Below are 20,948 nucleotides of genomic sequence, written 5' to 3' on the forward strand. Positions count from 1 at the left end.
AAACCTATCTCCTTCTCAACTCAAATCAATTGTACGTAGAGATTGGAGTTTGGCTATTTTTGATTTTAGTTGAGTATTAGTATTAAGTGTAAGGTTCCAGAAAATGGCAGAAAAAAAGGAGCTCGGATTTCTCCAAACTCCTACATATAATTAAGCATGCACTGGTGCCAAGCTCTCACCGATTACCTCCAAACGTGCTGCCCATTCTTCGCGGGTCAAGCCGTTTTCAGAGATGTAACGGTTGCGCTCATGGGCACGGCATTCTGCAGAACATCCACGAACATACTTATGCTCATTTTCTTCTGACATGAGGGTACGACGGTTACAGAATGGGTTACCACAGTTGACATAGCGTTCACATGGTGTGCCATCGAACCAGTCCTTACCAACAACAACTGGGTCTACATGGTTGACATCAACTGCAATACGCTCGTCAAAGACATACATCTTACCATCCCACAATTCGCCACGAACCTCTGGGTCTTTACCATAGGTTGCGATACCACCGTGGAGCTGACCGACATCCTTGTAACCTTCACGAACCATCCAGCCAGAGAATTTCTCACAGCGGACGCCACCAGTACAGTAAACAACCACGCGCTTGTCCATGAATTTTTCTTTGTTGTCACGAACCCATTGTGGCAATTCACGGAAGTTGCGAATGTCAGGACGGATTGCGCCACGGAAATGACCTAGGTCGTACTCATAGTCGTTACGGGTATCCAAAACAACGGTATCTTCGTCCAGAAGCGCCTCTTTGAATTCTTTTGGTGACAAGTAAGCACCTGTTGTTTCAAGCGGGTCAATATCACTATCGAAGTTATTGTCTTCTAGACCCAAATGTACGATTTCTTTCTTATAGCGAACGTGCATTTTCTTGAATGCTTGTTCATTTTCTTCATCAATTTTAAACCAAAGGTCGCTGAAAAGCGGGTTAGCATGGACATAATCCATGTACTTTTGAGTTGTTTCATAGTCACCAGAAACAGTACCGTTGATGCCCTCATCAGCAATCAAGATACGCCCCTTGAGACCAATCGATTTACAGAATTCCAAGTGCTCAGCTGCATAAGCTTCCGCATTTTCGATTGGAACATATTTATAATATAGCAATACGCGAATGTCTTTTGACATGGTGTGATTCTCCTTTAATCTTTGCAATAGATTAGCGCTAATCAAGCGATTTGACCAGCTCGAAGCTCTGCTATTTTTCAATAACACAGTCTGTAAAATTATACCCCGAATCCGGCAGAAATACAAAAATCTTGATTGAAACTATTGGTCTGAAAATTCTTCCCTCAATGCCTGCAATTCCCCAAGCTGCTCCGATGGTAGGACTATTGGCATGTTATTATGGTTTGAAGCTATAACAGAAAAATACCTGAGAATCTCTTCTCAGGCACATTTCTTAATCTTTTGACAAACTTCCGGTTTGAGTTTGTGATTTGGTATAAACGGCTACCAAAATTGTTCCTGCGATAGCCACTGTCAGGCCATTCACAATACCAGCAACCAAGCCTTGCGCAAAAACCTTATTTGCAGGCTCGCTATAAACCAGGATATCCAAAACAGGTGCAACTACTCCCCAAGCTACTACGTTAGCAATAATTTGGAAAATGTTGAAGGAAAGAATATCTTTTTTCTCGAAAATTCCCTCTTGGACACGAAGACGATTTTTGGCAAAACCAAGCACTAAACCAAATACACCTGATGCCAAAACCCATGACCACCATGGTGAACCATACTGCAATGAATCCTTGAAAGCATGACCGATAAAGCCGACCAAGAAACCAACAACTGGACCAAAGATAACAGAAAAGAGGGATTGGACAGCATACTGAAGCTGAATCGAAGTATTTGGTACAACAAGTGTCGGAATGCTGATTAAAATCCCAATTACCACAAAGAGGGCTGCACCAATACCGGTTGCGACAACTGTTTTGATAGAATTATTTTTCATCCTAAATCTCCTTAAAAAATATGTTTAGTTAACAATGCGTTTGATTTCAATGTGCCAGTTTTGACCGACACCAACGTTGTAGGCTTTAGCAAATGAACCCTGGTTGATAGCAAGACCAACACGGTAGAGGGAATTGATATACAAGAGTGGCTGACCAATTCGGACATCCGCAAAGGACTTGCCATAGGTCACTTGGTTTTGGTAGACCAGCATATCGTTGTTGTAAATGGTCACCTCAAAGCGGTCTTCAAACTGCGGGTTGAGGGTATAGAACTCCTCACGGGTAATCGAGGTCCAGAGAGAACCAAAGCGAACATCGAGAATGTCGATGGCGCCCTTGACAAAGTCTTGTCCAAGTTCTGTTGGAACGGTTGGAATTTCAACAACGTCTTCTACTCGCAGTTCTGGCCCCACTTCTTCAAAAGTGATATGCCCAGATGCCAACTTAGCACCGGTATAAGCATAGACATCGCGACCATGGAAAGTATAGGAATGCTCTGTATTAGCTCTGCGATTGGCCACTTCAGAAATCTCGCGTACTGCCTTGATACCAACGTGCTTCTTGATGAAAGACAGCGTACCGTTGTCAGGGGTAACGATATAGTGATTTTGCTCGGTCAATGCCACCACGCTCTTACGCTTGGAGCCAACACCTGGATCAACAACCGATACAAAAGTAGTGCCTTCTGGCCAGTATTCCACTGTCTGGAAGAGGCGGTAAGAGCCCTCAAAAATATTGTAAGGGGTGATATCGTGGGTCAAATTGTGAACCACAAGGTCACGTGATTCCTGGAGAGCTACACCAATCATGGCTGAAACCGCTCCGTCAACAAGACCAAAATCCGATTGTAAAACAAGTAAATTATTAGACATAAGTTCTCCTAAATTTGATACTGTTCTAGGATAACAAAAAACGCTTCAAGAATCCAATAGGTAATTTCTAAGCTCTGTTATAAGTTTTAACTATAACAAGAAAAGGAGCCTGAGTGTCTGATTAAAAATACACCCAAGTTCCTTATTCCTTAGGCTACAATAGCCTTAGCCACTTCTTCTGTCGTCATGCGTGAGAAGTAATGCGTGGTATCGATTTCTTGCAACTTGGCAAGGACGTCCGCATATTCGTAGCGTGTACCAATCAGCAATTTCTCAATATCCGAAACATCTCCGATACCAAAGAAGTCACCATAAATCTTGATATTTTCGATAACAGATCTCTCCGTTTTCACATAGGTTGTGATTTTACCTGCTGGGTAGCGAACGTTGCGCTCCACAGTGTACTCAGGCGTTTGACCGAAATTCCAGTCCCAAGTACCAAATTGGGTATCATGGATTTCTTGGATACGAGCCAAGTCCTCGTCAGTCAGGACATACTCGTCCATATCTGGATATTCCTTCTTCATTTGGTTAAGGATGGCATCCTTGAACTCCAGAACAGTCATTTTTTCTGGTAATTCATCATTGATATTGGTCACACGCGCACGGACAGATTTAACCCCTTTAGACTCAATCTTGTCCTTGGAAACTTTGAGCGCATTGGCAAGGACGGTCATATCCACGTCAAAGAGGAGACAGCCGTGGTGCATCATACGACCTTTAGCATAGGCTTGGGCATTTCCACAGATTTTCTTCCCATCAATCTCAAGGTCGTTACGTCCTGTGAAATTAGCCTCAACACCCAGAGTTGCCAGCGTGTCAATCACAGGTTTGGAGAAGGTTTTGAAGTCAAAAGCACCTTCTTCAGACTTATTGGAAATAATGGTGTAGTTGAGGTTGTTGAGGTCGTGGTATACCGCGCCACCACCTGACAAACGACGAACAACGTGAATGCCGTTTTCATCTGTGTACTCTTTGTTAATTTCTTGAATAGCATTCTGATGCTTACCGATGATAATGGCAGGCTCATTGATCCAGAGAATAAAGATTTCATCAATATCGGTCAATTCCTTGAAGGCATAGGCTTCGAGAGCGATATTGTAAGCAGGATTGTTACTGTTATTTACAATGTATTTCATGCTAGACTCCTTGATTTTATAAATCGTTAACCACCTTTTATTATATTGGAAACTATAACAAAAAACAAGCGCGAGGCTTGTTTCATATTAATCAATATCGGCACCGTTGCTGGCGATAACCTTCTTGTACCAGTCGAATGATTTTTTCTTAGAACGCTTGAGTGTTCCATTACCTTCATTGTCACGATCTACGTATATAAAGCCGTAGCGTTTTTTCATCTCACCTGTACCTGCAGACACCAGGTCAATACAGCCCCAGGTTGTGTAGCCCAGCAATTCTACGCCGTCCTCAACAATGGCATCCCGCATGGCTTCAACGTGCTTGCGGAGGTAATCAATCCGGTAGTCGTCTGCCACATAGCCGTTTTCATCCGGCGTATCGACAGCGCCCAGACCATTTTCCACAACGAACATTGGCTTCTGATAGCGATCCCAGATAGAGTTGATCGTGATACGGAAGCCAAGTGGGTCAATCTGCCAGCCCCACTCTGAGGCATCCAGATATGGGTTTTTGATAGAGGCAAAGATGTTACCAGCTGTCTTTTCATTGACTTTTGGGTCACCAGATGCCACACGGCTTGAATAATAAGAGAAGGAAATGAAATCAACTGTATGCTCTTTCAAAAGGGTCAAATCTTCCTCTGTCATCACGATATTCAAGTTTTCGCGTTCAAAATGCTTCTTGGCATAATTTGGGTATTCCCCACGCGCTTGTACATCAATGAAGAAATAATTTTCACGGTCCTGGTTGATAGCCGCCCAGACATCGCGCGGATGACAAGTATTTGGATAATATTGACCCGCCGCCAACATACAGCCGACCTTGTTTTCTGGGTCGATTTCATGGGCAAGCTTGGTCGCAATAGCTGAAGCCACTAACTCATGGTGGGCCGCTTGGTATTTGACCTCTTCTACATTTTCACCTTCTTCAAAGTAAAGTCCTGCACCCATAAATGGCGCATGAAGAATCATGTTGATTTCATTAAAGGTCAACCAATATTTAACCAAGCCCTTATAGCGAGTGAAGAGAGTCCGGCAAAGACGCTCGTAGAATTCCAGCATCTTGCGATTGCGCCAGCCACCATAGTGCTCAATCAAATGCATCGGACAGTCAAAGTGAGTAATGGTCACCAAAGGCTCAATCCCGTATTTGTGACATTCCTTGAAGAGTTCTTCGTAGAACTGCAAGCCTTTTTCATTTGGCTCTAACTCATCTCCCTTAGGGAAAATCCGTGTCCAAGCGATAGAAAGACGATAAGTCTTAAAGCCCATTTCGCCGAAGAGGGCAATATCTTCCTTGAAATGATGGTACATGTCGATAGACTCTTTAGCCGGATAGAAATAACCATCCTCAAAGTCAAACATTTTTTTGCGACCTGTGATAATTGGTCCACGGTCTTCGCCAATCGGCACGACATCGACGTTGGCAAGACCACGTCCGTCTACATCGTAAGCTCCTTCACATTGGTTGGCTGCTGTTGCACCACCCCATAAAAATCCTTTTGGAAATACTTTTGTTACTGTCATTTTTTCTCCTTTTCCTTTCCTTCTTTTTGATAGAGAGTTTCTTTATTAACGGGATCCACAATGCTTTGCAAATCGTAGTGACCGTCTTCATAAGTAAAAGTCAGTATGGCACAATTCCGCATCCGCACTCGCGGAAAATCTGTCAATACCTGTCTGAAAAATTGGGCGATGGCGGCTCCATGGCTAACTACTAAAACGGATTGATTGTCCGCTTCTTCCGTAATACCTCCAATGTCAATGGAAAGATATTTTTCATAACTTGCTCCTTTCTCTTTTCATTCTATTGTACCAAAAGCTAGGTAAATGACAAGGCCGTGATACAGCACTTCATTCCCTAAATTTTGGTAACAATTGATACAAAGAGTATTTCCTGATGAAATCATTTTCTTGACACAATTTTGCTTTTTTTGTTTCAAGCAATATATATTATGTACTATTCTATACTACTTTTTTCTTAGGGGATAGAAAATCCGAGAGCTACGCTTTGCAATGGAAACACATCAACATTAAAAAACAGGAAATTCAATTAGTTCAAGCCTTGGATAAATACAAGAATCCTAAATCTACTAAGGGAAATAAGAAAACAACATTTCGAATTCCTAATGAACTTACTGACCTTCTCCAATCTTGGAAAAAACAACAGAAAGCCGAACTAGCCAAATTCGGCATTATCCAATCTGATGAACAATATGTATTTACCTATATCGACATGAAAGGCAATGTGAATAGCCCCTTACACGCTGATTACCTCAATAACAAGATGAAGTCAGTCAAACGCCGTCACAAGGAGCTGACTCATGCAACACCGCACAAATTACGCCACACTGGAGCAACACTAGCTAAACAAGCAGGAACATCACTAGAGGCTATTTCTGAAGCTCTCACACATAGTGATACTATCACAACAAAGACCTATGTCAACACTTCCAACGTCGTTCCAATGGCTGTGGGAGAAATTGCCTATCGCAATCTCAAAAAGTAATGGTGTGAATTTGGTGTGAAAAGTGGTGTGAATTTTGCTAAAAAACATCAAAAAAACACCCCATGGTGTGAACCATGAAGTGTTGTAAATGCTGTATTGTAGCCGTTTCTTAACGTTTAGAGAACTGGCTAGCTTTACGTGCTTTCTTAAGACCTGGTTGGAGCATCGTTTATTTCAACCAATTTCAAAAGCTTTTAATATCAACGTTTTCACGGGTTTTCAAAACTCAAAATTTCATCCAATTTCAACTAATTTCATCAAAATAAGGTAAATTTTCAATCAAAATATGCAAAATCGGACCAGAAAATATAAAAGTTTACCTTATTCTTGATTCTAGAAAATGTGTCAAACAGAAGTATTCACTTTTAATTTTTGTATATATCTTGTATAATGTATTTACAAATACAGGAGGTATATCCGATGAATGTTTTATTACGCAAAACAGGTAACAGCACTGTTATCACTATCCCAAACGCTATAAAAGAAGCACTTGGTGCAGAAATTGGTGAAGAAATCGAATTCGTCACTTCAGGAAATAATGTCATTATTCGTAAAGCTGAGCCAAAATTTGATTTTGATAGAGAACTTGAAAAAGCCATGAATCAATACGATGAATTATTGAAAGAGTTGGTAGATAAATGAAATACCTAACCGCCGAAGACATTATCAAAATCAATGTCATGGTTATTGGAAGATATTCCCCAAAAGAGCCCGTTGGGATAGCTGATCCAAACAGCCTACAGATGATTATTGAGCAGCCAAAACAAGAGATTTTTGGAAAAACACTCTATCCCGACATTTATAGTAAGGCTGCCATTATCTGGATAAACCTGATCAAAAAACACCCATTTAAGAACGCCAACAAGCGAACTGCAGTGCTTGCTTTACATATGTTTCTAGCAATGAATGGATATCAATCCAATCTTTCCTTAAACGATGGACTGGAAAAAACGATTGATATTGCTACCTTTCAAGGTGACTTCGAGGAATTAAAAGATAGGATTACCCAATTCTTAAAAGAAGAAAATCGAGTGTACAAAAAATAGAAAAGTGGTTATCGACCGAAGTTGATAGCCACTTTTCTATATTCTACTGTATTCTACTGTATTCTACTGTATTCTACTGTATTCTACTGTATTCTACTGTATTCTACTGTATTCTTATTACTAATAGTATTCTGACTGCAATCATTTATCAACATTGATTGCAGTCATTTTTACTTAGACTCAGCCAAACTAAATCAGAGTTCAGGTAATTCTAGTAATTCTAGGATTTCTAGGAGACATCACTAATAAGTTCCGTTAGTGATGCAGCCATATGTTCGTTTACTTTCTCTGAGTATCATTTTTATAATATTCACTAAAGAAGTCTATTTACATTGAGCTTAAGAGATAATTATTTTATTTTCAGAAAGATATTGTTCACATTTTTTAAACTGGTCATAATACTGTTGTAAATCTTTTGCATTTTTATTTAGAGCATCTACTCTATCAATTACTTCAAGATAATAATTCCCGACTATATTTTTTAAATAGACAAGTAATAATAGTTTATATGAACCATCTACTCCCTCGAATAGACAAAAGATAAAATGAGATTGGTTTTCATTTGGGTTATTTGAAATAAATGATTTAGGAAATATGTAATTCTCATGATGTAAATCATCTGGTTTAAAAAAGTTAGTATTTTCGTTTAAATGTATATGTACTGCATTAAACGAAAAATAACCACCATCTATAGTATCTATACTTAAATTATTTTCTTTAACATACGGTGTAAGCATATAGGTAGACTTTATTGTTCCTGAATTTTCATATATTCTTACTACCAGGCACCTCAATTTCCTTCTCCGCATCATTGAATGAAGCTTTTACTTTCGACTTACCTTCTATTTTATAAGAAATAGATAGCTTAGCTCTCCTATCAGTTTTCAAAACATTAATTCTTTCTATGTATACAGTAATTATACTAATAAGAAATGCCAAAAATGCAATTGGTTCACTTATAACCTGCTTATAAACATAAACAATTATATTAACTAATAATTCAACACCTGATACTTCAGACTGCCTCAATACATAAATCAATAAGGATAGCGCCACCCAGAACCAAAAATTTTTATAGAAATATTGTTTTTTCAAATTAAGTTCACCACCTCATGTTTCTATCGTATGTTCTCAGAGAATTAACATAGTCAGCATGATTTATCCTTTATAATTACTTCCAATAGCTTATCTGCAACAATATCTTCAACATACTTTCTTATCGCTCGAACGTTAGGAAGTGCATTTAATTTAGATTCCAAGATTTCTAAAATCTTAACTTCATCTAAATATCCCTTATACTCCTTAGTCATGGATTCTGAGTCAATAATTTTTGAATAGACTATCTTTGAAATCTGCCTTTTCTCATCAAAAGATAAAGGAGAAAATTTAACAAAACCATCGAATCGACTTAATAATGCTACATCAATATTATTCTCCATTTCTGAAAGATTTTTAAAATTAGATGTGCAAATAATGATTGAGTTACTGAGATCTACCTTATAATTTTGGTCCTCATAGATGCCTTCATCAAACATTTGAAAGAAGGTACTATGAAAAAATGCAGGTGCCAGAGCAAACTCATCAAGCAAAATAACATTAGATTCTCTGTTTAATAATGTTTTAGAAAATGAGTCTTCGCTATGATTTGTTGATTTAAAATATTTTACGCTTGATTCACCACCAACCATCGACATTTGTTCTCTAATAATATTGTCATTCCCATATAGTGTCGTTGATAGTTGTTTTGCTGTCTCCGTTTTTCCAATCCCTGGTTCACCATAGAACATTAAAACTAATGGTTTTGAACTTGGACGTATTAGTTGAGCAACTAGTTTTCTTAATAAACTTTTCTTAGCTTCTCCTTGGCCAATTATATTTTCATTTAAGTCATGTATAACGTCTTGAAACTGTTTCTTTTCAATTTTCTTAAAAGTACTTTGTTCAATATGTACACTCTCTGAAGGAATTTGTTGCCTAATTAAGTGGAAAAATTTTTTAGGCGGATTATGAAGGTACACTTCTAGAATATCGGCAAATTCAAATATTTTTACTAATAAATCGATATTTTCAAAAACTAAACTTGTCGATAACGAATATGAGTCCATCCTAAAAACACAGTAATCCTTTCCCACTAGTGGTTCTGCTATTTCCTGAATTTTAGCTCCATTTGTCCAGTTTATAAGTACTTCATTAAACGAAACGTAGTTATCTAATTTAGCCACTCTTTCATTAAACTTTTGAACCGGCTCAAAAAAAATATTAAATCTTACCATTACACACCTGCCACTAGAACATCATATATCGGTATTTTCTCATTATCTTGTTCTTCATCAAAGTCAGTTCCAAGTTGCGACCGCCTATTGCTTGATAATCTATCTATCATGGTATTAAAACTTAAATCAATCGAATCTACTTCTCCAACCTTAATTCCATAGAGTTTGATATCCATCTTGGTTAAGTCACTCAACGTATAATTATTACGTAGACCCGATATATTGAATCTAAAAACACTTTCTTTACTCTCAGAGCTAATACCCCTAATTTCATAATATCCAGAAAGTCGGTCTAAAGTTCGTTCAATATTCTTTATTTCAATACCTTGAAAATTATTTTTATCATCATCCGTAATACTATTCATTTTAGTAATATCACTAATCATATCGAGAACAGGAGTGATGTTACGGTAAAAAGCAGGAGAATCTTTTTCAATAAACAACTTAACGTTATCTAAACATTCTACTTTTGAAGAACCTTTTTTATTGGTTACAAACTTTTTAAAGTTACTTAGCAATGTAGAGGTAATCTGTGATTCTACTACACCACTTCGTTGATATGAAGCATTACCAGAGAGTCCTATCTTAAATCGAGAAAAGAAATTCATACCAACCCTTCCCTCGGCATCTACCTCAACCATATTTTCGGACACACGTTTTATGATATCAGATTGTATCCCATTTTGATGTAATTCTAAAAAATCAAAAACGGCTTGCTCATCAAGATAAACAATTTTCCCAGCAAAAAAATTGGCCATTACTTCCTCCTTGTTACTATATTTTCAGACTATTTGAGCAATCCTATTATACCAAAATTCCTAAAAACTACTCCTCTACGTACTTAAATCACTAAACTCAAAAAATTATTATTTAATCTCTATATCCAGAGAATAGATAATTGTAACAACTTCTTCCACTTCACAATGCACCTTAAAACGCCCTAGAAATCTAGAGCGTTTTTGTATTGATATTAAAATAAAATGGCTTTTATCAACTAACAGTTTTCAACTTTGCTCCGAAAATAGAATAAACTAACAATCCCAATCCAACTAGATAGATTAGATAACCCAATCCAGGAGTTCCGAATCTATAAACATAAAATGGATTCCAAATTAATACTGAAGCAATTTCAATAATTGCATAACGTCTTACATTATTTGTATTACCTTGTAATAAATTTGATACTAGTAAAAATGCAACTATCCATATTACCGATGAAACTATAGGATGATCAGCAAAAGCTGGTGTCGCAAGCAAGAATTTATTCATAATATTGAATGGCAATAGTTGCGAAATTACCAACAACACATTTTATGTTTATTTTGAGAAAGATATAAAATCAATATATCCCTTTTCTCCGATTTTTACAACGGCATTGTAGGACTTTCTATCTTTCGTTTTGATTCCTTTTACCAGGGTTTCTTTTCCCTCTAGTAATTCTTTTACATTTGTTTTGGTGAGTTTTTTCTTTCTAAAATGTTCAGCTAAAGTGAAGGTACATTCAGGATAATTTGAACAACCATAAAACGATTTTTTTAATACAATATTGTTGCCACACTTAGGACATTTTCCTACAAGGGGTCCCGAGCGCTTAGTGGGAATTTGTACCCCTTATCGATACAAATTCCCCGTAGGCGCTAGGGACCTCTTTAGCTTCTTGGAAGCTGTCAGTAGTATATCTAATAATTTATCTCCATTCCCTTTAGTAACGTGTAACTTTCCAAATTTAAAAAAGCGACTCATAGAATTATTTCCTCCCGTTAAATAATAGATAACTATTAAAAATAGACAATACTTGCTCATAAGTAACGGTACTTAAATCGTTTACTTTGGCGTATTTCATTGCTTGATGAAACTGATTTTTAGTAAACAGTTGACGATATTCTCGATTGACCCATTTTGAAACAAAGTACGTATATAGCTTCCAATATTTATCTGGAACATCTGTGGTATGGCGGGTAAGTTTTATTAAGACACTGTTTACTTTTGGTTTAGGATGAAAGCATTCCGCTGGCAGCTTAAGCAATTGCTGAATCGAGACTTGAGTGTGCAAGAGCAACCCTAGTGTTCGGTGAATATCCAAGGTACGCTTGTAGAATCCTTCTTCAACAATCAGATAGATGTCAGACGCATGGCTTTCAAAAACCACTTTTTTAATAATTTGTGTGCTTAAATGGTAAGGAATACTCCCAACAATTTTATACCTCTGTTTGTTAGGGAATTGAAACTGTAGAATATCTTGGTGAATTAAAGTGACACGAGTATTCAGTTTTAATTTTTCTGACGATAAGTTGAATAGATGACTGTCTAATTCAATAGACGTTACCTGTTTACTTATTTTAGCCAGTTTCGTCGTTAAATGCCCTTTACCTGTTCCAATTTCGTAAACGGTATCGGTTTCTTTTAAATTCAATTGTTTTATTATTTGGTTGAGTACTTTTTCACTCGTTAAAAAGTTTTGAGAATATTTTATATTTTTGTTCATGTAATCACTCCTTCTTAATTACAAATTTTTAGCATCTAATTTAACTTCAATAGATATATTATACCACAATAAGTCCTTAAAAGGATAGAATAACTAGCCTTTCGTAACCTTTCAACTGTCCTTTAAAATCTATATCCTTAAATAAAAGGAGGACAGATAATGGCTTTAGATCAATTTGTCGCAAAAAGAATTCAAACTTTACGGAAAGACTTTCATCTAACTCAGGAGCAATTAGCTGAGGCAGCTGGCTTAGATGTTTCTTCAATAGCAAAAATAGAGCGTGGCGAACGCTCTAATATTAAGGTGAATACATTAGAAAAAATTGTTGATGCTTTTGGAATATCAATGAGTACATTCTTCCAACAACATGTCCAAGATAAAAACGAAAACACCTCAAACGATCCATCATTTGAGAAGTTTCAAAAAACGCTCCTCCCAATTTCTCAAAAAAAGCGGAAGGAATATTTAACATTGTTTGAGGCAATAATAAATGTAGAGAACATGTAATCCTTTAATGCACATAATAAAATATGTTATATATTCATACAAAACAAAACGCATAGATCCAACTTTTTAGGATTTACGCGTTTTTCTATTTGTTTAGTTTTATTCATTCGTCTTTTGAGAATTATTTTTCTAATTGCTAGACATTTTTTCTAGTTCGTTTTTAAGCGTGCTAGTAATATATTACCGAATCAGGACCACTTGAATAATCATCGAATCTATGTTTTTGAATAGCTTCAAATAATGAATTATTCTTTACATCATTCATAAACATTTTCCATTTTCCAAGAATAGCCTGCTTTATCAAAATCTCAATTTGAATTTCAATACCTTCTTCAATTACTTCTGAAGTAACAGTAAATATTTCATTTTCTACAGTAACAATACATTGCTGATTATCAAATCGAATGGTCAATTTATCATTATTTCTTGAAAAAGAAATCGTCGCACAATCTTCATCTGAATAATAATAATCACTGACAACATCGATACAATGTCCATTTAATAGCAGAAATTTCTTACACTTCATTTCCACATCAACAATAATTGATACTATCTCTTCAATTAGAACTTCATCAGTCATAATACTCACTCCTTTCCTTTAATATTGTTATGTGTTTAGAAAATATTTTATTCCATATACACACCTCCAATCTGATTCGTTATTAGTATGCCACTTTTTTTCAAAACAAAAAAATCGTGTTGCGAATCAATGTAAGCGAGAAATGTTTTTCGTTTTTTTATTTTTTTGAAAAAGTGACATAATACAATTGAACATATTGAAGTAAATAGAGAAAGGAGTGATAACACTATATTCTTTTGAAAATACGCACTGGGCTCGGTGTAAATCATATTTTCAATTGATATGGATATCTCTTGTCAGCTGTCATTGACTGATAAGGGAATGAACAAGAATAGAATAAATGGTTATTCTGCGGAATGAAATGAAGTACAGAATAACCATTTATCACATAATATAGTACAGTAAAAGATGTTTAGTGAAAGTAAAAGTAGAAAGTTCGGTTTGAAAAATAACCAGTTCAATGACAAACGAAGATTTCAGAGATATTCGACGGTGCTACTGAAGAGTATTGAAAACGATAGTCCCATAGGACAGCCTCATCGGAAATTTTCAGAGCATACCCAGCTCGATCTAAAAAAGGGTGGGAGGCAGTTTACCAATAATAAGCATTTTAGGAAAGAAAGGAGAAAGAAAATGCCTAGAAAACGAAATTCTTTGAAACACGACATTTTCGTCGCAGCAACAAAAGATGTTACAAACAATACCTCACGAACATCATACAAACGTTCTGCAACACGTTTTGCGAAATGGGCAAAAGAAAATAACATTAAGAGTATTTCAGATATCACCGAAGAGGTTCTTCAACAATATCATGATGATCTTCAACAAGACCCAAAACAATATACCGCAGCAACAATTCATACATACCTTGCGCCAATTGCGAAGGCAGCAGGAATCAATTTAAACCGAATTCGAAAACAAAAACGCACAAGTGATAAAATAGTTAGAGGACGAAAACATGAAGCGAATCAACAAGGGAAAAGACAAGAATTGAACTCTCTCTTCTCTCGCCTAATCGAATTCCAGAAAGTCGTTGGAATTCGCCGTAATGAACTCAAAAACCTAACCGGTCAAGACCTGAAAATAGACGAGTATGGTAACTGCTATATTTTCGTCAAACGTAGCAAAGGTGGTAAGAAACAAATGCAGTATATATTGCCAAAAGACATCAAGCTAGTGAAACAGACTTTTTCTGGAATAGGAGAAAATGAGCCTATTTTCACAGAAGAAGAGATGAACAATCAGATTAATTTACATGCATTACGCGCTCAACATTCAAGAGATAGCTATTTCTACTATCTTGATAAAATTAATTCTAATCCAAACATTAAACATTCATTGAAATCTCTTCTAATTCAAAGATGGGAAAATGGCCATCAGAAATTGAAAAAGGAATCACAAAGCAAATACGAAAGACAGCGTAGAAATTTTATTTATGATCTACGTGATGAGTTGTATATTCTACGCGGCACAAACAAATCCAAAGCATTAGCGTCAGGAATGCCAATTGCTTATAATCGACTTGCACTAATGGCTGTTTCGGTTTTAAATCTGTCGCATTGGCGTCTTTCTGTTACGGTTACTAATTATATTTTGTAACGAATTTTTTGATTTTAAGATTCAGGCATAATGATTGTGTAGAAAATTGATCAAATGGAGGACATATAATGAGGAATCAAAATAATCTACAAAAAATAAATCGAAACACAATTTTAGCAAGAGGAAAAATCGTTGAAGTAAATGACCAAGATATCGTGCCATATCTTGGTCTCTTTATCAGAAACGGCGCCGGTCGTAAGCACACATATTTGAAATGTTATTTTAATCGTGAAAAATTTCAATTGAAGAAGGGAATGACGGTATCGATATCAGGTCATATCGAAAACATTAATACAAAGAATAGCTACGAAATTATTATAGATTCCATCCAAGAAGAGCAGACTGAACTGGCGGTATTCTTCAATAAAAAGCCTAACTTCGGTTTTGCATATCCAAGCCATTTCGCAAAGATGTTTGTTTTTGGAAAAGTTATTGATAAACATTTAAAACCAAATTCGAATTGGATCGAAATGATTATCAAGGATAACTGTGAAAATAGAGTCAAAGTACAATACAGCACAAAAATGCGTGTCAATGAAACAAATTTTGAAATAGGGGATTATGTGTATTTATCAGCCTTACCTATATCCATTCAAAAGACAATTCATGAGGAAATGTTTATCTTTGAGAATTATATACTTGAAGATATAGTGGTAGAACAAAAATAGAAAGTATAGAGATAAATTTCTTTTTGGAATTTATCTCTATTTTTTGTCATTTTTTGTATTTTTTTCTCTGACGAAGTTCTGAATGTGGCATAATTCTTTCGAAAAAAGAAAGAGGAAAAAATGGTCTCAAAAATTACAAGAGGTATGTCCGAAGAGGAAAAACAAAAAATCTACGATGAGAATGCAAAGGAAATGGAAAGTTGTTTTTCTGTAACAAATGCCTACTGGGGCATCGACAAGGTCGTTCTTAATGTAAAAGGACAGATTCACATTAATAACCAGAAATTCGAGCTAGCTAATTATGAAAATAACAATTTTACTATCGAGAAGCAATATGACAGTTCAGGTACTGTCTCCGAATTATTTGTCAAATCATCTACTTTTGGTTCATTCTTTATGGGAAAAAATCCATTTGACAGCAGTTATTTTTATCGTATTGAATTGATCCACTGTGGTTTAAACATATCCACAGATTCAATCGAAGGTATCTATCAAAGATTAAATAGAGCATTGTCATTGTTGGAACTTGAAATAGGAATTTCATGTACAATATATCATTGCGAATTCCACGAAATTGAACTTGCATTTACAATGGCAATACATTCAGCTTTCCATTTGCAAACAAGAGCATTACTTCTACGTTGTCTGACACATAAGAAAGTGAATTTTGCTTCCTCTTCAAAAAGTATCAAAGACAAAGATTATGATCGTTTGACGACCAATGCCTATAAAAACAATCAGCAAGTTCTTTACAATAAAACTAAGAAAGCCAAAAAGCTTGGACAACTTGATAAAGCAAAAACAGAAGATTTTGAAGTGTATCGTTTCGAGACCGTTTTGCAAAAAGATAAGATTAAATCCTTTCTTCGTACCTGTGTTCTAGCAGAAATTGATGATCTGAAAATCATTCAATACTTAGAAGAATTAGTTTCTAGTGGAGTCTTCAATTTCATAAAAGAAATCGAACAATCAGTAATAAATACTGACAGAGAATTATCCAAAATTTTCAAAGCAAAACCACGTGCGACATTCGAAGAATTGTTGAAAAAACAGATTAACGTGTCACATTCAACAAACACTCCGCTAGTTTTAGATGAAGAAATACTTAGTCTTATAAATGCTAAATTTGTTTCGAAAGAAAATAGATCGCGTTATAGAAAAAATTTGATTGCCAAAAGTCAGAAAGAATTAAATATTAATTCGGAATCATTTTATTTATCCGAGATGATAACGTGGAATGTATTAATTGTTATACGATTGATGTTTGATGCTCTTGATTTTGCAAAGGAACATGGTTTAGGTTGTCACAAAAATTACAACACAAATGAATTACACTTTGTTCAAATCCCAAAGTTTACAAAAGAATTCAGAAATGAAATATACTCATTGAACAATAAATTACGTCGAAAACATCATTATAAAATTGATTTATATAAATTAATTTTGAATCGATTGTTGAATTTAAAAGAATTATTTAACGGTTTTTAATATGATTTTACAACTTTGTAAAACCTCCAAAACGTTGATATTACAGCATTTCGTAAAAAAATTGTCTTCCGAAACAGAAGACAAATTAACAGCATTCTTCTAATTTTTTCCAAAAATAACAGTTTTTAGTTCACACTGTGGCATAATAACTAATATCAAAAAACAATTGCAAATTTTACGAGAAAAGAGGTTAAAATGCAAGTTATCTTACCAGACGATCAGATCAAACAAATTCAGATATTAATTTCAAGTTTAATTACATCAGAAATTGAAAAACAAATTCATCATCGAAATATAGACAATTCATACTTAAACAAAAAACAAGCATGTGACTACCTTGGAATTTCAAATAACACGTTGGATGAATGGATTCGCAAAGGGCTTCCATCTATTAAGATCGGAAAAACAGTTCGTTTCAACAAACAAGCCATCGACTCATGGCTACTTTCGCAAAACTAGAAATATCTAACTTTTTATTTTATAATTGTCTTGATATTTTCTGGTTCGAAAAGAGGAGAATATCATGACTATCACTAAGACAAAAAACGGAACATATCGCTTAAAAGTGTATATTCCAACGGAAGCACGGATGCCACTTGGTATCGTCAATAATAACTATTTTGATAAGCGTTTCAAAAGTAAAAAGGAGGCACGACAAGCAGAGATAGACCTTTTAACAAAAATCAATCAGATTGAGAACAATGAGTTTACAGGGCTAGGCAAGATAGACATTCTATTCAAAGATTTTTACGAAAATGTCTGGTGGGAGTATTATAAAGCAGGACAGACCACTTCAACTACAAAGCCCCCAAGCAGGTCAACTATAGCCAATACAAAAACTTGTTTCAAAAAACATATTTTACCTATGCTAGGTAATTACACTATTCAATTTCTCAATCAGAACAAGCAAGTTATTCTAAACTTGATGACTGCTAAAGCTAATGAATACGCCAATTTCAAGACCTTGAGAAGCTATGTAATTTCCATATTTGATTGGGCAGAGGAATTAGAATATATAGAATCAAATAAAGTTGCTAAAACCTTGCGTCGTATCAAAGCAACCAAGAAAATCCAATTAGCGGAAGCAAAGAGAGATGAAGACCTCTACCTTACACAGGAACAACTACAAGAGTGGTTCTCGGCTTTCCAAGATGACTTGACTAATGAAAAAATTTCGCTTAAAGACTATGTTCTATTTTATCTTACCTTCTTCTTGGGAGACCGAAAATCTGAATCTTATGCTTTGCAGTGGAAACACATTAATTTTGAAAAATCCCAAATTCAATTACTCCAAGCACTAGATAGGTATGGAGATGTGAAATCAACCAAAGGGAACAAGAAAACAACCTTTGCTATTTCATCTGACTTACTTCAACTTCTCCAGAATTGGAAAAAACAACAAAGGCAAGAACTTGCAAAGTTTGGAATCATTACAAATCCTGAACAGTTCGTCTTCACTTATATAGATACCAAAGGAAACATCAATAAACCTCTGCACGCAGATTATCTAAATAACAAAATGCGAACAGTTAAAAAGCGTCACCCACATCTGACACACGCTACACCTCATAAACTCCGACACACAGGGGCAACACTTGCCAAACAGGCGGGAATGAGTTTAGAAGCTATTTCTGCAGCTCTAACCCATAGTGATACCCTTACAACTCAAATTTATGTCAATACCTCAAATGTAATTCCAATGGCTGTTGGAGAATTTGCTTTAAACTCTCTGAAGCAATAAGGTAAAAATAAGGTAAATTTTAAGGTAAACTTTTCAAAAAATCACGAAAAAAGCACCCATGAGGTAAACTCTTGAGTGCTTTGAAACGTTGATATATCGCTGATAATTAACGTTTACTGAATTGTGAAGCTTTACGTGCTTTCTTAAGACCTGGTTTCTTACGTTCAACCATACGAGCATCACGAGTAAGAAGGCCTGCGCGTTTCAATGAATCGCGGAAGTCTGGGTCTACTTGAAGCAATGCACGCGCGATACCGTGACGGATCGCACCTGATTGACCACCGTAACCACCACCGTTCACGTTAACGAAAACGTCGTATGAACCTTGTGTTGAAGTTACTGCGAATGGTTGGTTGATAACCAAACGAAGGTCAGCGTGTGGGATGTACTCTTCTACATCTTTTTTGTTAACTGTGATTTTACCAGTACCTGGGACCAAACGTACGCGTGCAACCGCGTTTTTACGACGACCAGTACCTGTGTATTGTGCTTGTGCCATTTAGATTACGTCCTTTCCCTTAGATAAGACCTGAAATATCAAGTACTTCTGGTTGTTGTGCAGCGTGAGTGTGCTCAGCGCCTACAAACACTTTCAATTTCATGCCTTGTGCACGACCCAAAGTGTTGTGTGGAAGCATACCTTTAACTGATTTTTCAATCAAACGAACAGCGTTTTTAGAACGCAATTCACCAGCTGAGATTGATTTCAATCCGCCTGGGTGGTTTGAGTGAGTGTAGTAGATCTTATCAGTCGCTTTTTTACCAGTCAATTTCACTTTTTCAGCATTGATAACGATAACGAAGTCACCAGTATCAGTGTGAGGTGTGAAAGTTGGTTTGTTTTTACCGCGAAGAACGCTAGCAACTACTGCTGAAAGGCGTCCAAGAGGTACATCAGTAGCGTCTACTACATACCATTTACGTTCAACTTGGCCTGGTTTAGCCATAAATGTTGTTTTGTTCATGATTTCTCCTATACGAATCGTTTTTGTTTACTGGGCGGATGTTCCGGTCCGCGGGTATTTGGAAGGTTCCGGGGCCTTTCAAATGGGGTAAACAATACCGTCTACCATTGTATCAAATCTAGCAGTCGGCGTCAAGATATTTTACTTTACTTTTTTCACTTTTTGAACCGCGGTTTATCGTCTCACAGATTGTCCCATCTTAAAGTAAGTATGGCGCTTGCCTCTGACCGCCAGGGACAAGGCCAAGATATTTTCAGGGTCTGGCATACGGCCAAAACCGCCGTCTCCGATATGATGAATGTCCGCACCGACCCGCTTGTTACTAAGCCCAAATTCCCGCACGGTCTGCGGATCCGCACTCTCCTGACTAGTCCCAATGGTCGAAATAACCAAAGCCCCACGCGCCTTGACCTGACTAACGATAGGTGCCACGATTTCCTCCCGCACTCCCGGAACCGTCCCGACAGCAGGGACTAAAACACCATCTGCCCCCAAAGCAACAAATTCCAGCAGAACCTCTTCATTGACCACCGACTCGCCCAGACCAGCACCGTGCATTTTCCCAGCAAAGACTAACCCCTTGAAGTGCTCTTTTGCTAGGGAAATGGCAGAGCGGATAGCCGACAAGGATACCCCCGTAGCTGGATTTCCAGTTAGCATGATGAAGTCTACGCCCAGCTCCTCTGCCCTTATAAGACTGTCTGGACTGACCAGACGACCTGCGGAGAGGGAAATGCGTTCTTCAAGTAAATCCTGCTCCTCATCAACTGGCTCTAAGTTAATCCCAATGGGCCGACCTGTCAATCGTTTCAGCTCTGCAATGGGATTGTCGCAATCATAAAAACCGACAATCTGGGGAGAAAAAACATCCAATTCGTTGAGCACCAGCAAATCACAGCTAAAAGCTGCCATCATCTCGGCATTGGAAACACCCGCAATCAGCGGGGCAGCCGTAACGACCGTTTCCCCCAGAACAGTCCGGCCTTCGCTGGCCAAAATAGCCTGCTTGAGCGGGGCAGGAGTCATCTGAGCAATCTCGCTGGCATAGGCAGATAGTAAACGTTTCATATGCATTCTCCTTGTAAGCGCTTTATTCCATAACTGGTAAAAAGAGA

General features: G+C 36.7%; 24 protein-coding genes and 2 pseudogenes. 9 read left to right on the forward strand and 17 right to left on the reverse strand.

All coding sequences use genetic code 11. The features are described 5' to 3' along the window. Nucleotides 1–150: 150 nt before the first annotated feature. The 6 genes from ACHBID_RS08750 to ACHBID_RS08775 form a co-directional block, all read right to left on the reverse strand. Nucleotides 151–1,134, reverse strand: a complete 984-nt coding sequence (locus tag ACHBID_RS08750; RefSeq protein ID WP_105110867.1) for a rhodanese-related sulfurtransferase — start codon at nucleotides 1,132–1,134, stop codon at nucleotides 151–153. A gap of 274 nt (nucleotides 1,135–1,408) precedes the next feature. Beyond that, nucleotides 1,409–1,960 (reverse strand): ECF-type riboflavin transporter substrate-binding protein, encoded by a 552-nt coding sequence (locus ACHBID_RS08755; RefSeq protein ID WP_105110866.1) that lies wholly within the window; start codon nucleotides 1,958–1,960, stop codon nucleotides 1,409–1,411. A 24-nt stretch (nucleotides 1,961–1,984) separates the two neighbouring features. Further along, nucleotides 1,985–2,833, reverse strand: coding sequence for an S-adenosyl-l-methionine hydroxide adenosyltransferase family protein (locus ACHBID_RS08760; RefSeq protein WP_105110865.1), 849 nt, complete (start codon nucleotides 2,831–2,833; stop codon nucleotides 1,985–1,987). A gap of 149 nt (nucleotides 2,834–2,982) precedes the next feature. Further along, nucleotides 2,983–3,972, reverse strand: a complete 990-nt coding sequence (locus tag ACHBID_RS08765) for a lipoate--protein ligase (RefSeq protein WP_172021242.1) — start codon at nucleotides 3,970–3,972, stop codon at nucleotides 2,983–2,985. Between the two features lie 87 nt (nucleotides 3,973–4,059). Further along, nucleotides 4,060–5,499 carry a 6-phospho-beta-glucosidase gene (locus ACHBID_RS08770; protein ID WP_105122465.1) on the reverse strand — a complete coding sequence of 480 codons (1,440 nt, stop codon included), beginning with the start codon at nucleotides 5,497–5,499 and terminating at the stop codon, nucleotides 4,060–4,062. After that, the gene (locus tag ACHBID_RS08775) at nucleotides 5,496–5,738 is read right to left on the reverse strand and encodes a histidine phosphatase family protein (RefSeq protein WP_394732177.1); all 243 of its coding nucleotides are present in this window, start codon (nucleotides 5,736–5,738) and stop codon (nucleotides 5,496–5,498) included. The genes ACHBID_RS08770 and ACHBID_RS08775 overlap by 4 nt, the downstream gene beginning before the upstream one ends. Nucleotides 5,739–5,926: 188 nt before the next feature. Between ACHBID_RS08775 and xerC (ACHBID_RS08780) the strand changes: the two are divergent. The 3 genes and pseudogenes from xerC (ACHBID_RS08780) to ACHBID_RS08790 all read left to right on the forward strand — a co-directional run. Next, a pseudogene (xerC, locus tag ACHBID_RS08780) lies at nucleotides 5,927–6,481 on the forward strand (tyrosine recombinase XerC); the annotation flags it as partial. A gap of 420 nt (nucleotides 6,482–6,901) precedes the next feature. Then, nucleotides 6,902–7,123: an AbrB/MazE/SpoVT family DNA-binding domain-containing protein gene (locus ACHBID_RS08785; protein ID WP_105106819.1), complete on the forward strand. Its 222-nt coding sequence runs from the start codon at nucleotides 6,902–6,904 to the stop codon at nucleotides 7,121–7,123. Continuing rightward, nucleotides 7,120–7,527, forward strand: a complete 408-nt coding sequence (locus ACHBID_RS08790) for a type II toxin-antitoxin system death-on-curing family toxin (protein ID WP_394732154.1) — start codon at nucleotides 7,120–7,122, stop codon at nucleotides 7,525–7,527. Before ACHBID_RS08785 ends, ACHBID_RS08790 begins: the two co-directional genes overlap by 4 nt. A gap of 338 nt (nucleotides 7,528–7,865) precedes the next feature. On the opposite strand, the gene ACHBID_RS08795 is transcribed toward ACHBID_RS08790, so the two are convergent. The 7 genes and pseudogenes from ACHBID_RS08795 to erm(B) form a co-directional block, all read right to left on the reverse strand. Further along, the gene (locus ACHBID_RS08795) at nucleotides 7,866–8,264 is read right to left on the reverse strand and encodes a hypothetical protein (RefSeq protein ID WP_394732155.1); all 399 of its coding nucleotides are present in this window, start codon (nucleotides 8,262–8,264) and stop codon (nucleotides 7,866–7,868) included. 28 nt (nucleotides 8,265–8,292) lie between these two features. Further along, complete coding sequence (locus ACHBID_RS08800; protein ID WP_394732156.1) at nucleotides 8,293–8,622, reverse strand: hypothetical protein; 330 nt, start codon at nucleotides 8,620–8,622, stop codon at nucleotides 8,293–8,295. Nucleotides 8,623–8,675: 53 nt separating this feature from the next. Beyond that, nucleotides 8,676–9,749 (reverse strand): AAA family ATPase, encoded by a 1,074-nt coding sequence (locus tag ACHBID_RS08805; protein ID WP_238142209.1) that lies wholly within the window; start codon nucleotides 9,747–9,749, stop codon nucleotides 8,676–8,678. Between the two features lie 50 nt (nucleotides 9,750–9,799). Next, complete coding sequence (locus ACHBID_RS08810; protein ID WP_105107987.1) at nucleotides 9,800–10,558, reverse strand: DUF6414 family protein; 759 nt, start codon at nucleotides 10,556–10,558, stop codon at nucleotides 9,800–9,802. Nucleotides 10,559–10,790: 232 nt separating this feature from the next. Continuing rightward, nucleotides 10,791–11,069, reverse strand: a complete 279-nt coding sequence (locus ACHBID_RS08815) for a hypothetical protein (RefSeq protein WP_153047870.1) — start codon at nucleotides 11,067–11,069, stop codon at nucleotides 10,791–10,793. A gap of 48 nt (nucleotides 11,070–11,117) precedes the next feature. Further along, nucleotides 11,118–11,378, reverse strand: a pseudogene (locus ACHBID_RS08820) (topoisomerase DNA-binding C4 zinc finger domain-containing protein); the annotation flags it as partial. A gap of 169 nt (nucleotides 11,379–11,547) precedes the next feature. Next, nucleotides 11,548–12,285 (reverse strand): 23S rRNA (adenine(2058)-N(6))-methyltransferase Erm(B), encoded by a 738-nt coding sequence (gene erm(B), locus ACHBID_RS08825; RefSeq protein WP_262238624.1) that lies wholly within the window; start codon nucleotides 12,283–12,285, stop codon nucleotides 11,548–11,550. Between the two features lie 159 nt (nucleotides 12,286–12,444). On the opposite strand from erm(B), the gene ACHBID_RS08830 reads away from it, so the two are divergent. Beyond that, on the forward strand, nucleotides 12,445–12,792 hold the full coding sequence (locus ACHBID_RS08830) for a helix-turn-helix domain-containing protein (protein ID WP_029170891.1): 348 nt from the start codon (nucleotides 12,445–12,447) through the stop codon (nucleotides 12,790–12,792). Nucleotides 12,793–12,961: 169 nt separating this feature from the next. Here the strand turns inward: ACHBID_RS08830 and ACHBID_RS08835 are convergent, their stop codons facing one another. Then, nucleotides 12,962–13,372 carry a hypothetical protein gene (locus ACHBID_RS08835; protein WP_105106613.1) on the reverse strand — a complete coding sequence of 137 codons (411 nt, stop codon included), beginning with the start codon at nucleotides 13,370–13,372 and terminating at the stop codon, nucleotides 12,962–12,964. 633 nt (nucleotides 13,373–14,005) lie between these two features. Between ACHBID_RS08835 and ACHBID_RS08840 the strand changes: the two genes are divergently transcribed. The 5 genes from ACHBID_RS08840 (at nucleotide 14,006) to xerC (ACHBID_RS08860) (ending at nucleotide 18,868) form a co-directional block, all read left to right on the forward strand. After that, entirely contained in the window at nucleotides 14,006–14,971 is a 966-nt protein-coding gene (locus tag ACHBID_RS08840) for a hypothetical protein (RefSeq protein WP_394732157.1), read from the forward strand. Nucleotides 14,972–15,039: 68 nt separating this feature from the next. Then, complete coding sequence (locus ACHBID_RS08845) at nucleotides 15,040–15,639, forward strand: hypothetical protein (protein ID WP_105106611.1); 600 nt, start codon at nucleotides 15,040–15,042, stop codon at nucleotides 15,637–15,639. A gap of 120 nt (nucleotides 15,640–15,759) precedes the next feature. Further along, a complete protein-coding gene (locus ACHBID_RS08850) occupies nucleotides 15,760–17,127 on the forward strand; it encodes a hypothetical protein (protein WP_105106610.1) in 1,368 nt (455 codons plus the stop codon). A 195-nt stretch (nucleotides 17,128–17,322) separates the two neighbouring features. Beyond that, nucleotides 17,323–17,586, forward strand: a complete 264-nt coding sequence (locus tag ACHBID_RS08855; protein WP_105106609.1) for a helix-turn-helix domain-containing protein — start codon at nucleotides 17,323–17,325, stop codon at nucleotides 17,584–17,586. Nucleotides 17,587–17,650: 64 nt separating this feature from the next. Beyond that, nucleotides 17,651–18,868: a site-specific integrase gene (xerC, locus tag ACHBID_RS08860; protein ID WP_105106608.1), complete on the forward strand. Its 1,218-nt coding sequence runs from the start codon at nucleotides 17,651–17,653 to the stop codon at nucleotides 18,866–18,868. 106 nt (nucleotides 18,869–18,974) lie between these two features. On the opposite strand, the gene rpsI is transcribed toward xerC (ACHBID_RS08860), so the two are convergent. The 3 genes from rpsI to ACHBID_RS08875 all read right to left on the reverse strand — a co-directional run bounded on the left by rpsI (nucleotide 18,975) and on the right by ACHBID_RS08875 (nucleotide 20,901). Continuing rightward, a complete protein-coding gene (gene rpsI / locus ACHBID_RS08865) occupies nucleotides 18,975–19,367 on the reverse strand; it encodes a 30S ribosomal protein S9 (RefSeq protein WP_002942223.1) in 393 nt (130 codons plus the stop codon). A 19-nt stretch (nucleotides 19,368–19,386) separates the two neighbouring features. Then, a complete protein-coding gene (rplM, locus tag ACHBID_RS08870; RefSeq protein WP_002876943.1) occupies nucleotides 19,387–19,833 on the reverse strand; it encodes a 50S ribosomal protein L13 in 447 nt (148 codons plus the stop codon). A gap of 174 nt (nucleotides 19,834–20,007) precedes the next feature. After that, nucleotides 20,008–20,901, reverse strand: coding sequence for a haloacid dehalogenase-like hydrolase (locus ACHBID_RS08875; RefSeq protein WP_394732158.1), 894 nt, complete (start codon nucleotides 20,899–20,901; stop codon nucleotides 20,008–20,010). Nucleotides 20,902–20,948: the final 47 nt, after the last annotated feature.

Origin of the sequence: Streptococcus sp. A25 (assembly GCF_043674095.1) — a bacterium.
GTDB classification, from domain to species: Bacteria; Bacillota; Bacilli; order Lactobacillales; family Streptococcaceae; genus Streptococcus; species Streptococcus suis_V.

Coding starts and splice junctions, on each gene's coding strand:
- ACHBID_RS08875 (WP_394732158.1), bottom strand. CDS start 20,901: ATGAAACGTTTACTATCTGCCTATGCCAGCGAGATTGCTCAGATGACT.
- ACHBID_RS08785 (WP_105106819.1), top strand. CDS start 6,902: ATGAATGTTTTATTACGCAAAACAGGTAACAGCACTGTTATCACTATC.
- ACHBID_RS08760 (WP_105110865.1), bottom strand. CDS start 2,833: ATGTCTAATAATTTACTTGTTTTACAATCGGATTTTGGTCTTGTTGAC.
- ACHBID_RS08835 (WP_105106613.1), bottom strand. CDS start 13,372: ATGACTGATGAAGTTCTAATTGAAGAGATAGTATCAATTATTGTTGAT.
- ACHBID_RS08770 (WP_105122465.1), bottom strand. CDS start 5,499: ATGACAGTAACAAAAGTATTTCCAAAAGGATTTTTATGGGGTGGTGCA.
- ACHBID_RS08815 (WP_153047870.1), bottom strand. CDS start 11,069: ATGAATAAATTCTTGCTTGCGACACCAGCTTTTGCTGATCATCCTATA.
- ACHBID_RS08840 (WP_394732157.1), top strand. CDS start 14,006: ATGCCTAGAAAACGAAATTCTTTGAAACACGACATTTTCGTCGCAGCA.
- ACHBID_RS08750 (WP_105110867.1), bottom strand. CDS start 1,134: ATGTCAAAAGACATTCGCGTATTGCTATATTATAAATATGTTCCAATC.
- ACHBID_RS08755 (WP_105110866.1), bottom strand. CDS start 1,960: ATGAAAAATAATTCTATCAAAACAGTTGTCGCAACCGGTATTGGTGCA.
- rpsI (WP_002942223.1), bottom strand. CDS start 19,367: ATGGCACAAGCACAATACACAGGTACTGGTCGTCGTAAAAACGCGGTT.
- ACHBID_RS08845 (WP_105106611.1), top strand. CDS start 15,040: ATGAGGAATCAAAATAATCTACAAAAAATAAATCGAAACACAATTTTA.
- rplM (WP_002876943.1), bottom strand. CDS start 19,833: ATGAACAAAACAACATTTATGGCTAAACCAGGCCAAGTTGAACGTAAA.
- ACHBID_RS08790 (WP_394732154.1), top strand. CDS start 7,120: ATGAAATACCTAACCGCCGAAGACATTATCAAAATCAATGTCATGGTT.
- ACHBID_RS08795 (WP_394732155.1), bottom strand. CDS start 8,264: ATGCTTACACCGTATGTTAAAGAAAATAATTTAAGTATAGATACTATA.
- ACHBID_RS08855 (WP_105106609.1), top strand. CDS start 17,323: ATGCAAGTTATCTTACCAGACGATCAGATCAAACAAATTCAGATATTA.
- ACHBID_RS08810 (WP_105107987.1), bottom strand. CDS start 10,558: ATGGCCAATTTTTTTGCTGGGAAAATTGTTTATCTTGATGAGCAAGCC.
- ACHBID_RS08830 (WP_029170891.1), top strand. CDS start 12,445: ATGGCTTTAGATCAATTTGTCGCAAAAAGAATTCAAACTTTACGGAAA.
- xerC (WP_105106608.1), top strand. CDS start 17,651: ATGACTATCACTAAGACAAAAAACGGAACATATCGCTTAAAAGTGTAT.
- ACHBID_RS08850 (WP_105106610.1), top strand. CDS start 15,760: ATGGTCTCAAAAATTACAAGAGGTATGTCCGAAGAGGAAAAACAAAAA.
- ACHBID_RS08765 (WP_172021242.1), bottom strand. CDS start 3,972: ATGAAATACATTGTAAATAACAGTAACAATCCTGCTTACAATATCGCT.